Raw genomic sequence first — 11,580 nt, 5'->3', positions numbered from 1 at the left:
GGGGATCCACCCGTTCCCATCCCGAACACGGAAGTTAAGCCCTCCAGCGCCGATGGTACTTGGGGATGACCCCTGGGAGAGTAGGTCGTTGCCAGGCAATCAAACATCCTGAACCCTCTTAAGCAAATTGCTTAAGAGGGTTTTTGCTTTATGTGGCAAGTTTTTTGCTTCGCAAATTATTTGGATTCCATTTGATTTTGTGGATCTTTACTGCAGACTGATATTGGATCCGAATAGGGTTTCTTTGGTCAGGTGGCCCCGGGATGAAAGAAAAAATAAGAAAGATGACTTCACGTTTTTGATGTCACGTCTTTCAGATGATGATGTCTTTTATGGTCAATCAGGAATTTCATCCGATGTGTATTGGGATCGTGCATAAGTTCTTTTTTCACGGGTTAAATTAGCAAATACACATTTTTTCGGGGAAGCTTTGATAGTAATAGAAGAAAGGAAATGCGAAGCGGGGAATCATCGCGGCGCTTGGCCGGTTCTTTTTGCATAACTGTTTAAATATTGGCGAATGTGGCGAAAATAATGGCAAAGAAGGAAAGAGGCAGGGGATTTGCATGCATGAGAAAAAGGAGTGCATTGTTTGCCGGCAAAAAAGGGAACGTGGCATCAATATATTAAATCGTTTTCTTTGTGATGATTGTGAAAAAGAAATTATTGAATCCGATTCCAATCATATTTTGTATACATATCTGGTTTGGAGAATGCGCTTTTTAATCCATCAGGACGCAGAAAAAGAATTGCACGGATAAGATTTCATCCGGTTGGGGATCGGTTCCGGTGGAAGGAATCCCTACCGGAAGGCGGGATGGATCACCTTTTTTCTGTGGATGAATGATACAAAGATCGTTGAATCATCGGCAGGAAAAAGACAAAGACGAAGGGGCGAAAAAACGCCGGAAAAGATGGTTGCCAAACTTAAAAGATGGCTGCCAAAAACTTATGGAGTCCGTCTGTTATTGGTATAATAAGACGAAGTGGGTTTGGCGATGAATTGAAATGAACCGGTGATTCCATGGTCATGGGGCGGTTGTCATGAAACTGGATCTAATGGGCAAAGCAACGATCTGATGCAACAGAAACGAAAAAGGGATCAGGGCGCGTTGGTCCTCAAGGGAAGCACCGATTGCCGGTGGTTTGGGTGGATGCCGTTTTTTCAAGACCCAAAGCGGTTTCTTTCAAAACCATGTCCTTTTCACCGGACGGATCGTTCAATTGGACGGAGATTTTGTTGCAGAGAAAAAGAAAAAGAGCGAAAACCGTTGAGACTTGAATGTTCAAGTCTTTTTTCTTGTAAACGGAGGGAGAAAAAATTTGGATCAGACGAGAGCGCCAATATTTGATGCATTAAAAGAACATGTGGCACGAAAGTGGATCAATTTCCATGTGCCGGGCCATAAACAGGGGCAAATGTTTGACCGGGAAGCATTGGAATGGTTTCATCCTCTTTTATCCATGGATTTGACGGAAGTGGGGCAGCTGGATGATTTACACCAGCCGACGGGAGTCATTAAAGAAGCCCAGCAGCTGGCGGCGGAAGCTTTTCGGGCAACAACGACTTATTTTTTGGTGGGGGGGACGACCGCCGGCAACTTGGCTGCGATTTTGGCATGTTGTCCATCCGGGGGTTCGGTGATTGTGCAGCGAAGCAGCCATCAATCTGTGTTTCACGGCTGCATGTTGGCAGGAGCCAAGCCTGTTTATTTGAAGACCGGTTTTGATGAATGCGGAGTGGAAAAGCCGGTTTCCCCCCGGGAAATTGAACGGATTTTAAAGGAAGATGATTCGGTGAAAGCGGTGGTCCTGACCAGTCCGTCCTACTATGGCAGGGTTCAACCGGTCCGGGAAATTGCGCAGGTTTGCCACCGGCATCGGGTTCCGCTCATCGTGGATGAAGCCCATGGGGCGCACTTTGGATTTCACAAAGCACTGCCGCAGTCTGCCATGGATTTGGGAGCGGATATTGCTGTTCAGTCCACCCATAAGATGTTGCCTTCCATGACCATGTCGTCCATGTTACACTTGCAAGGCCAAAGGGTTTCCCCTGACGAAGTGCGTCACTGGCTGCGGGTGATCGAATCAAGCAGTCCTTCTTATCCACTGATGGCCTCCTTGGATGTGACACGCCGTCTTATGGCGACAGAAGGGGAAAGGCTCTTGAACCGTTTGTTAACCGATCTGGAATATTTCCGGGGAAATATCCAATCTCTTCAATCTTTGTCTGAGCTAAAAGCGGATGATCCATTGAAATTCACCTTGACGGCCAATGGAAAAATAACGGGATTCCAATTGGCCGATCGGCTGAAACAGGAAGGCATTCATGCGGAATTGGCCGATCCGTTGTCCGTATTGTTGGTTTTGGGTCTGGGAACCACCCGGGAGGATTTAAAGATCCTGTGGAAAGCTCTAAAAAAAATTGATCAATCTCTTGCAGGGATTCCTGCTTCCTCTGCCAAGGTTTCCTTTGCTTTTGCAACGGATACGCAAAAAGTCCGCCTGCCACTGAGCGAACTTCGCCGCCGGTCTTTCCGGGCGGTGCCCTTAAGTGAAGCCGCGGGCAAGGTCGCCGTGGAGATGGTGGTTCCTTATCCGCCGGGAATCCCGGTGGTGCTGCCCGGAGAGACATGGACCCGGGAAGCGCAGGAAACCATTGAAACCATTCTCAAAGGCGGCGGGCAAGTGCGGGGGGTTTCACAACATTTCAATCCCACCGTGAATGTGCTAACCTGAATACGTTGAGCCAAGCGCAGGATGGAGGAGAACGATGAAAGGAAAGTTTATTACTTTTGAAGGTCCGGAAGGAGCCGGAAAAACAACACAAATCAAGCGGGTTCACCAATATTTGCAAAAGCGGCGGGTTCCTTGCCTGGTGGTGCGGGAACCCGGGGGGACCATCATCGGGGATCGTGTGCGGGAAATTTTGCTCGATCCCGGCCGGAGCGAGATGAAATGGAAGACCGAGGTGTTGTTGTATGCCTCTTCCCGTGCCCAGCTTGTCAATGAAGTGATCCGCCCCCATTTGGATCAGGGATTTGTGGTGCTTTGTGACCGCTATATTGATTCAAGCTTGGCTTATCAAGGTTACGGGGCTGAAAAAGATGTGGAGGAAGTGAGAAAACTGAACCAATGGGCCACGGACGGATTGATGCCGGACCGTACGTATTTGCTCGACATCCCGGTGGAAGTGGGCCGAAAACGGCTGTTGAGCCGCGGAGGGAAGAAGGATCGCATGGAGTTGAAAGAGAAAATGTTTCATGAACGGGTCCGCAAAGGGTTCCGGCAAATTGCTTCTAAAGAGCCGTCCCGCTTTTGCACCATCCGTGCGGAACAGTCCGGCGACAGAGTGTTTCAGGAGATCGTGGAGGATCTGAATTCATGGTTTCTCCGTTAATCTGAAATAGAATTTGCTCAACTTTTATCATCGATGATAAAATGTTATCAAAGGTTCTGAGCACTGGTTTGTGCAAAACTTTTGGAACCTGATAACCAAACGGTTGCATAAGATTCCGAACGCGTTGAGATAGATTTTTTCCGAACTTGTTGCAAAACAGGTGATGTTTGCCGCTTGCCTTACCGGCGGATGACTGGCCGATATGCAACCTCTGGCCATACTGGTCTTCAGGGTATTGGCTGTTTTGGAGGGATTGCTGCATGCAAAGAGTAATAGGTGTCCGCTTCCGACAAGCGGGTAAGATATATTTTTTTGATCCACTCGATTTCGAGGTGAAACGCGGAAATTACGTGATTGTGGAAACAGTTCGCGGAATTGAATACGGACAAGTGGTTTCCGGCATACGCTATGTAAAAGATGACGAGGTGGTTTTGCCACTGAAACCGGTGATCCGGATTGCCACGGAACAAGACAAAAAGCAAGTGGAGGAGAATCAAAAGGCAGCAAAATCAGCAATGGGAGTCTGCCTGGAGAAAATACGCAATCACGGGTTGGAAATGAAGCTCGTGGATGCCGAATATACATTTGACCGGAATAAAATCATTTTTTATTTTACAGCAGACGGTCGGGTGGACTTCCGGGAATTGGTGCGGGATTTGGCTGCCGTTTTTCGAACCCGCATCGAATTGCGCCAAATCGGAGTCCGGGATGAAGCGAAGATGCTCGGGGGACTGGGCCCTTGCGGCCGGGTTCTCTGCTGCTCCTCCTTTTTGGGGGACTTTGAACCGGTTTCGATCAAGATGGCCAAAGATCAAAACCTTTCATTAAATCCGGCCAAAATATCCGGGTTGTGCGGCCGATTGATGTGTTGCCTCAAATTTGAAAATGAGGTGTATGCAGAGGCCAAACAGCTCCTGCCCGATTTGGGCGAACAGGTCGTCACCAAAGAAGGAATGGGTAAAGTGATATCAATAAACATGTTGGAGCGTCGGGTTCTGGTGGAACTGGCGGATACCGGCGCCATGGTTGAATATGACATTGAGGATGTAACCATCGGCGGATCTCCGCAGGCCAGCGGAATGAAATCATAGATGAAAAAATCTTAACCGTTTTTGGTGCTTGAACGAGGTGGGGGGGCTTGGACAAGGAAGAAATCTTTAAACGGATCGCGCGTGTCGAAGAACAAATCGGTGAATTATATATCGAATTGGGCGGTCTGAAAGAGCAGATTGTGGAATTGATCGAGGACAACACTCGGCTGGTTATGGAAAATCAACGGTTACAGGAAAAGGAAGAGGCAAGGGTTCTTGCATCAAACCGGGATCAAACCCGGGCAGGAAACAAGGAACAAGACGAAGAAGACGTTGGACAAGGAGTTCATCATCTGGTTGATTTATACGATGAAGGATTTCATATTTGCAATGTTCACTACGGTCGTATGCGCGGTGAAGGGGATTGCCTGTTTTGCATTGCCTTTCTCAATAAATCATCGAAAGAAAAATGACGCCGGGATCCCGGCGTTTTTTTATGCGGAGAGGGAAAAATGTCCAAACCTTATGTCGTTTATATCCTGGAATGCAGTGACGGAACCCTGTATACGGGAATCACCAATCGTTTAAAGCAAAGAATGAAATCCCATCAACAGGGGAAAGGTGCCAAATATACACGCGGGCGGTTGCCCGTCCGGTTACGATATGTGGAAAGAGGGGGCGATAAATCTTGGGCTTTGAAACGGGAAAGAGAAATCAAAAAAATGTCCAGGCGAAAGAAGTGGGAATTAATCAAAAAAAGGGGAGTCATGGATGGAGATTCAAAAGAGTTTCATGAATGAAGGACAAGAAGGGACGCTTTATGTTGTCGGGACCCCGATTGGCAATTTACACGATTTCAGTCCGAGGGCCCGCGAAATATTGGAGCAAGTGGATATCATTGCGGCGGAAGACACACGCCATACCCGCAAGTTGCTCAGCGCGTTCGGGATCCGGGGAACGCTGGTCAGTTACCATGAGCATAACAAGCAATCCAGAGAGCCGGAACTTATCCAAAAGTTGATGGATGGCAAAAACATTGCGCTGGTCAGCGATGCGGGGATGCCCGGCATTTCCGATCCCGGCGAACCGCTCATCCAAAAGGTCACCAGCCGGGGGATTCCCGTGGTTCCGATCCCTGGCCCCAATGCGGCCGTCTCCGCTCTGGTGGCTTCGGGGCTTCCCACACAACCGTTTGTTTTTATCGGCTTCTTGCCCAGGGGAAAAAAGGAACGGAAGAAGGAGTTGGAAAGCTGGCGCTTGATTCCGGCCACCCTGATCTTTTATGAAGCCCCCCACCGGTTGCCGGAGATGTTGAAAGATCTGCTGGAGGTTCTGGGAAACAGGAATGTGGCCATTTGCCGTGAACTGACCAAAAAACACGAAGAATGGTTGAGGGGAAAATTGAGTGACGGGCTGGATTATTTCAAGGAGAAGAAAGCGCGGGGGGAATTTACGATTGTGGTGGAAGGAGCGGACCTTTCCCGGACGGAAGATACGGAGCCGGAAGAAGAATGGCATTCATGGTCCATTCATGAACATGTCGAAAAATATATCAGTCAGGGATGGACAAAGAAAGAAGCGGTGAAGCAAGTGGCCCGGGAACGTTCCCTGCCCAAGCGTGAAGTGTACAACGCTTATCACAAAAACGGGGCGGATGTGGAATAAATCCGGTTGGAATGGAGCAGACAAAAAGAAAAAAGCAAAGGAATTCCAGTAGCATGTCCGTTTCATGTATAATTGAAACGATAAAGGAAGCGGTTTTTTATTTCTGGAGGTGAATCGTTTGAAGAAAAAAGGCGCGCTTCTCGGGGCTTTACAGCGAATCGGGAAGTCATTCATGTTGCCGATCGCCGTTCTTCCGGCCGCCGGGATTTTGATGGGTTTCGGCGCGTTATTAACGAACCAGGAATATTTTGCGGAAGGATCGGTTCCGTATTTTATCGGCGAAGTCTTTAATGCCGGGGGCAGTGCCATTTTTGACAATCTCGCCCTGTTGTTTGCCATCGGGGTGGCCCTCGGACTGACGGGGAATGCCGGTGCATCCGCGTTGGCGGCAGTTGTCGGCTATTTTCTGATGAGCAAAGTAGTTTCCCTCGGCAGCACCGAATCGATGGAATTAAACACGGGAGTGCTGGGCGGAATCATCGCCGGGGCCATTGCGGCTTATATGTACAATCGCTATCACGATATAAAACTGCCGGACTGGCTGCAATTCTTTGGCGGCAAGCGTTTTGTCCCCATTGTCACTTCCTTGGTCATGGTTTTGGTCGGTCTCATCTTTCTGGTGGTTTGGCCGCCGGTTCAACAGGCGATCAATGCCGGCGGAAATTGGATTATCGGGCAAGGAGCCATCGGGCTTTTCTTGTACGGGGTGTTTAACCGTCTGCTGATTCCTTTCGGACTGCATCATATTTTAAATACATTGGTCTGGTTTAACATTGGTGAATACACGACCGAAGCCGGCAATGTGGTTACCGGGGACATCCCCCGTTTCTTTGCTCAAGATCCGTCTGCCGGAATCTTTATGACCGGATTTTATCCCATTTTGATGTTTGCGCTGCCGGCGGCATGTTTTGCCATGCTGCATGAAGTAAAGCCGGAACGTCGCAAACTGGTTTCGGGGATTTTGATCAGTGCGGCGCTGACGGCATTGATCACCGGAATCACCGAACCCATTGAGTTCTCATTTATGTTTGTCGCACCTTTTCTTTATGTCATTCATGCCATTCTTACCGGAACTTCCATGGCAGTGGTTTACCTGCTTGGAATCCGCCACGGATTTTCCTTTTCAGCCGGGGGCATTGACTTTTTCCTGAATATGCATCTGGCAACCAAACCGTGGCTGTTGGCATTGGTCGGGATCATTTATGCGGTGATTTATTATGTGGTGTTCCGGTTGTTAATCCGTTGGATGAATTTGAAAACGCCGGGACGTGAAGATGAAACGGAAGACGGCGCGGAGAAACAAAAACAGGCCCGATCCGATGAAGACGAATTAGCCAGGAAGGTTTTGGCAGCCATCGGTGGAAAAGAGAATATCGACCAATTGGATGCTTGTATCACCCGGTTAAGGATGACGGTGAAAGATGAAGACAAACTGGATGAGGAACAATTGAAAAAACTGGGGGCTTCCGGAGTGATCAAAGTAGGTTCCGGGAACTTCCAAGCCGTTTTCGGTACCAAATCCGAACAATTGAAGGACCGGATCTTACAATGGATTCAAGCCGAAGAGCAGCAAGAAACCGGGGAAAAACCGGAGGAAAAGCAATAACCGGCATAAATAAAGCGAGGTTCAACTGATGAGCCTCGCTTTATCTTGAGCGTGCAGAAGAGTTTCATGCGAAATGAATTGTGACATGCAATTGGCAAACTTTTGGAACAACAAAGAAATCATTTCCGTAACCCTGTATTTTTTATATGTATGTGGTCGGATGATGATTGCTAAAATGAAACAAAAAAGTGAAATTCTATCCTTCAAGCGGGAAAGCACGTGAGTCGAGAGGGAAGGAAATGATTTTGTTTATAACAAATTTTTCCTTAGTCTGCGTAGACTTTTTCACCATGGATCATTTGATACATCTCTTCGATACATTTTTTGCTGACAACTTTATTTTTATAGCGAACGGTGTCTTCCACTTCGCCACTGAAAATGCAAGCGGGTTCATATTTTTTCAGAACAATCCGTTCACCGTCAACATAAATTTCCAGGGCGTCTTTTTCGCCAATTCCCAGTGTTCGACGTAATTCGATAGGTATAACAACACGGCCAAGTTCGTCTACCTTACGTACAATGCCCGTAGATTTTAACATTTTCCGAATCTCCTCTCAACGAAATCTGGTTTTGGGAAATTTTTCTCTTTGAATTGACGTCAAATTTCGACATCGACGTTAAGTTCATCATACCAACGATTCCCATAACAGTCAATATAACTAGAGGATTTTTATAGAAAATTCCTTAATAATATTAAGGATAAAATATATTTAGATAGAAAAAAGTTTAACATCTATCTATAAATATTTATTTTGTTAATATCGCGCCGATATGATAAGTCTTGTTGTTTTCTAAGATTTCTACAAAAATAGATGATAGAAATGACAGCTTGGCGATAACCAGCAACCGCCGGAAGATTGGCGGCCAACCCATATAAGGAGGGGTGGGATTGTTACCCGTATCCGTTGAACTGAAGAGGAAATTGGAATGGTTGAATGATTCATTGAAACAAGCTTTTCCTTTGCAATCCCTCGATAAATCCGCCATACGGAAACGTTTGAAAGAAGCAGGCGCTTTTTATTCCATTGAAAAATGGAGCGGCGAAGAGATCAAAGATTTTCTCCAAGAACGGTTTCTGGTCGGTGTCGATGGTTCGGTAAACTCCACCAAAGGCTCGCAAACCCGCACCTTGTCCGTTTTCCAGGCATTGGCCAAAGCCACCAACGGGAAAGAAAAGTGGGCAGCGGATGTGTATACGCCGCTTTTAAAAGGAGATGAAACCAAAGAGGGCAATGCGGCCAGCGAAGCCCGCAAAAGAGGAGATCTGTTGTCCCGTCTCGAAATGCAGGTCACGATGGAGGCGATGGAAGACTGGGCTCCACGGGTCGTGATGTTGGACGGTTCTTTGCTGCACTTCTATATATCGGATGCAAAAAGCTGGGAACAAGTGGCGCAAATGGCGGAAAGCCAAAATTCGCTTCTGGTTGGGGTTTCAGAGGAAATTGAGACTCGGACCTTGGTTCATGCCTTTTTTCCCGAGTATCCGGCATTGACCGACCGTGATTTGTTGTACGGGGTCCTGCAAGAAGGGGAAGCGTTTGAATGGGAAGCGTGGAGCCCGTCGGGAAGCCGCATGTGGAAAATGGCTTTTCGGACTTCCAAAAGCCCGCAACCGATTGGACTGGACGGATTGAAGTCCCAGTGGGAAGACCGGTGGAACCTGGCAAGGTTGGTTTACAGCTTGACGCCGGAGCAGGGACGGGGCATCCCTTACTGGCTGGACATTGTGGACAATCAGGTGAGGGTTACCGACCCGTTGGTGGAAACCATGGTGGAACAGTACATTGATCCTGAACTGCGTTACCGGCTGTTGCAAAGCAAAAGAAAAGAACGGATGATTTAGAATCCGATGGAACAGGAGAGATCGATCATGCAAGTGGTAGGTGTCACCACTCAACAGGAAGTTTATGTTGTCTCCCGGGAGCGGAAGTTCCGCATCAACGAAATTCTGGTCATTGAAGACCCTGCATTGAACCATCCGCAGGGAGAAGTGGTGGAAACCATGTCGTACAACCGCCTGATTCCGATGGGGCTGGATAAATCGTTGGTGGACGGGCAAGTGATTGATACATTGGAACAAATCGGCTATGACATTGAATCGGATGAAATCAATCTGGCGAAGCTGCGTCTGTATGAGGAAGCCCCGCATCCGGTGCGGACCGGGTGTCCCGTCCGTTTGCCTTCATTTGAAGAAGTGCGCCATCTCCTTGTCAAAACGTCCCCGGATGAAGGAATGACGTTGGGGGAAATCCGGGGAACGGAATCCATGGCGGGGACGATTTCTGATGATTTAAAAGACCGGGTTGTGATGATGGAGCACGGCGAGTTGAGGCCACAAGAAGGGGTTCCCTTCATTTTTGACATTCAATCGATGCAACAGTATCCGCATGTCGGCATCTTTGGCGGATCCGGATCGGGAAAATCATTCGGCTTGCGGGTGATGTTGGAAGAATTGATGAAACTCCGGATTCCCGCGCTTGTGTTTGATCCGCACTTTGAAATGGACTTTTCCGACCCGGCTCCCGGATTATCGAACCAGGCTCCGGATTTTCGGGATCTTTTTGTAACGGTGCAAATCGGCAAAGAAGTGGGGATTTCTTTTTCCGATTTGTCAACGCGGGATGTGGTGGAACTGTTGCGGGCCGCCGGAAGCCAGCTTTCCGATTCCATGGTGAATGTGATCCAGATGTTGCACCGGCCCCGGGACAGTTTTGAAACGTTCAGCGATCGCATCGGCAATTTGGTGCAAGCCCTCGATGAAGGGAAACAAGGTTTGGAAAGACAGTTAAGAAAGAAAGAAGATTTGACACCGATGGATGTCCAACGGATTCAGGAATTGATGCAATTGTTGCAGCAATACGGTTCTTTGCCGCCTTCTTCCGTCAAAGGAGTGGACTGGCGTCTGAAACGTCTGGACAAAGCCGGATTGTTCCAGCGGGATATCCGGTCCATTGAACAGGGACTGGAGCAAGGAAAGCTGGTGGTCGTCCAGGGGAACGCCTGGATCCTGCAAGTTTTTGCCACTTATGTCACCGGTACGCTGTACCGGAAACGCCGTGAGTATAAAGATGCGCGAATGAACGGGGAGGAAGGGCATTTCTTTCCGCCATTTGTCATCGTGACTGATGAAGCTCACAATTTTGCCCCCAAATCGCTCGATTCCCCGGCGAAGTCGATTTTAAAGGAAATCGCGCAGGAAGGGCGGAAATACGGTGTCTTTTTGTTCCTGGCAACGCAACGCCCGACATTGCTGGATGAGACCATTACCGCCCAGCTGAACACCAAATTCGTATTCCGGACCGTTCGGGCCACGGATATTGCCACTTTGCGGGAAGAAACGGATTTGACCCCGGAAGAAGGGAAGCGGCTTCCTTATTTGCGCTCGGGGGACACCTTTGTTTCGTCAGCCGCTTTTGGGCGGACGGTGTTTATCCGGATTCGTGCCGCCTACACCCAAAGTCCCCATTTGGCCAATCCGTTTGACGAGCTGAAACGGTTTTCCGCACAACAAGACCAAAAATTGCTGGATACGCTGACGGAATCTTTGCCGGTGTTTGAAACCGACCTGATGCAAGTGTTGAGCCGGGTCAATCAGGAATGCGGGCTGAATTGGGATGTGCACCGGCTGAAGCAGGAACTGGAACGTCTTTCCCAATCCGGAAAATTGACGAAACATGAAACGCCTTTTGCAGTCCGGTACGACCGCGGAGAAGGTTTGAAAGTTTAAAAAGAGAGGATCCGGTTCAAACTATGAGACAGGAACCGGAGCTTTTCAAGGTCTTTTTTGTGATGTATAATTAAATGACAAATTAAACACTTGCCGATTCGATGACGGGGATGAGTAGTGGGTGGAAGCTATGGACAGAGAGCCGGGACAG

Annotated in this window: 11 protein-coding genes, 1 rRNA gene and 1 other annotated feature (1 of these 13 cut by a window edge); of the genes, 11 read left to right on the top strand and 1 reads right to left on the bottom strand. The window is 48.4% G+C overall.

Annotated features, from left to right (window positions below; translation table 11 throughout):
- From rrf to ptsG, 9 genes are all read left to right on the top strand, one after another.
- Window positions 1-97 (top strand): 5S ribosomal RNA (gene rrf / locus I8U23_RS12310); the annotation flags it as partial.
- Window positions 98-566: 469 nt separating this feature from the next.
- The gene (locus I8U23_RS13780; protein WP_049720795.1) at window positions 567-761 is read left to right on the top strand and encodes a sigma factor G inhibitor Gin; all 195 of its coding nucleotides are present in this window, start codon (window positions 567-569) and stop codon (window positions 759-761) included.
- Between the two features lie 562 nt (window positions 762-1,323).
- The gene (locus I8U23_RS12300; protein ID WP_198051089.1) at window positions 1,324-2,739 is read left to right on the top strand and encodes an aminotransferase class I/II-fold pyridoxal phosphate-dependent enzyme; all 1,416 of its coding nucleotides are present in this window, start codon (window positions 1,324-1,326) and stop codon (window positions 2,737-2,739) included.
- A gap of 34 nt (window positions 2,740-2,773) precedes the next feature.
- Entirely contained in the window at window positions 2,774-3,400 is a 627-nt protein-coding gene (tmk, locus tag I8U23_RS12295; RefSeq protein WP_037997928.1) for a dTMP kinase, read from the top strand.
- A gap of 260 nt (window positions 3,401-3,660) precedes the next feature.
- A complete protein-coding gene (locus I8U23_RS12290) occupies window positions 3,661-4,491 on the top strand; it encodes a PSP1 domain-containing protein (RefSeq protein ID WP_037997929.1) in 831 nt (276 codons plus the stop codon).
- 47 nt (window positions 4,492-4,538) lie between these two features.
- Window positions 4,539-4,904, top strand: a complete 366-nt coding sequence (locus I8U23_RS12285; RefSeq protein WP_037997932.1) for an initiation-control protein YabA — start codon at window positions 4,539-4,541, stop codon at window positions 4,902-4,904.
- 39 nt (window positions 4,905-4,943) lie between these two features.
- Window positions 4,944-5,231: a GIY-YIG nuclease family protein gene (locus I8U23_RS12280; RefSeq protein ID WP_037998027.1), complete on the top strand. Its 288-nt coding sequence runs from the start codon at window positions 4,944-4,946 to the stop codon at window positions 5,229-5,231.
- Window positions 5,203-6,096 (top strand): 16S rRNA (cytidine(1402)-2'-O)-methyltransferase, encoded by an 894-nt coding sequence (gene rsmI, locus I8U23_RS12275; RefSeq protein WP_037997935.1) that lies wholly within the window; start codon window positions 5,203-5,205, stop codon window positions 6,094-6,096. The genes I8U23_RS12280 and rsmI overlap by 29 nt, the downstream gene beginning before the upstream one ends.
- Window positions 6,097-6,214: 118 nt before the next feature.
- A complete protein-coding gene (gene ptsG / locus I8U23_RS12270; protein ID WP_255347210.1) occupies window positions 6,215-7,702 on the top strand; it encodes a glucose-specific PTS transporter subunit IIBC in 1,488 nt (495 codons plus the stop codon).
- Between the two features lie 266 nt (window positions 7,703-7,968).
- Here ptsG and I8U23_RS12265 read toward each other — a convergent pair whose 3' ends face one another.
- A complete protein-coding gene (locus I8U23_RS12265) occupies window positions 7,969-8,241 on the bottom strand; it encodes an AbrB/MazE/SpoVT family DNA-binding domain-containing protein (protein WP_037997937.1) in 273 nt (90 codons plus the stop codon).
- Window positions 8,242-8,591: 350 nt separating this feature from the next.
- Between I8U23_RS12265 and I8U23_RS12260 the strand changes: the two genes are divergently transcribed.
- A complete protein-coding gene (locus I8U23_RS12260) occupies window positions 8,592-9,545 on the top strand; it encodes a DNA double-strand break repair nuclease NurA (protein ID WP_037997939.1) in 954 nt (317 codons plus the stop codon).
- Between the two features lie 27 nt (window positions 9,546-9,572).
- Window positions 9,573-11,429 carry an ATP-binding protein gene (locus I8U23_RS12255; RefSeq protein ID WP_049720798.1) on the top strand — a complete coding sequence of 619 codons (1,857 nt, stop codon included), beginning with the start codon at window positions 9,573-9,575 and terminating at the stop codon, window positions 11,427-11,429.
- 92 nt (window positions 11,430-11,521) lie between these two features.
- Window positions 11,522-11,580, top strand: a binding site (T-box leader) (it continues 181 nt past the right edge of the window).

It is taken from the genome of Thermoactinomyces sp. CICC 10735 (assembly GCF_016055175.1).
In the GTDB taxonomy this organism is placed as follows: domain Bacteria; phylum Bacillota; class Bacilli; order Thermoactinomycetales; family Thermoactinomycetaceae; genus Thermoactinomyces; species Thermoactinomyces vulgaris.
The sequence above is the reverse complement of the archived record's forward strand: the minus strand, read 5'-3'. Positions and strand labels throughout refer to the sequence as shown.

Coding starts and splice junctions, on each gene's coding strand:
- tmk (WP_037997928.1), top strand. CDS start 2,774: ATGAAAGGAAAGTTTATTACTTTTGAAGGTCCGGAAGGAGCCGGAAAA.
- I8U23_RS12265 (WP_037997937.1), bottom strand. CDS start 8,241: ATGTTAAAATCTACGGGCATTGTACGTAAGGTAGACGAACTTGGCCGT.
- I8U23_RS12280 (WP_037998027.1), top strand. CDS start 4,944: ATGTCCAAACCTTATGTCGTTTATATCCTGGAATGCAGTGACGGAACC.
- I8U23_RS13780 (WP_049720795.1), top strand. CDS start 567: ATGCATGAGAAAAAGGAGTGCATTGTTTGCCGGCAAAAAAGGGAACGT.
- I8U23_RS12290 (WP_037997929.1), top strand. CDS start 3,661: ATGCAAAGAGTAATAGGTGTCCGCTTCCGACAAGCGGGTAAGATATAT.
- I8U23_RS12255 (WP_049720798.1), top strand. CDS start 9,573: ATGCAAGTGGTAGGTGTCACCACTCAACAGGAAGTTTATGTTGTCTCC.
- rsmI (WP_037997935.1), top strand. CDS start 5,203: ATGGAGATTCAAAAGAGTTTCATGAATGAAGGACAAGAAGGGACGCTT.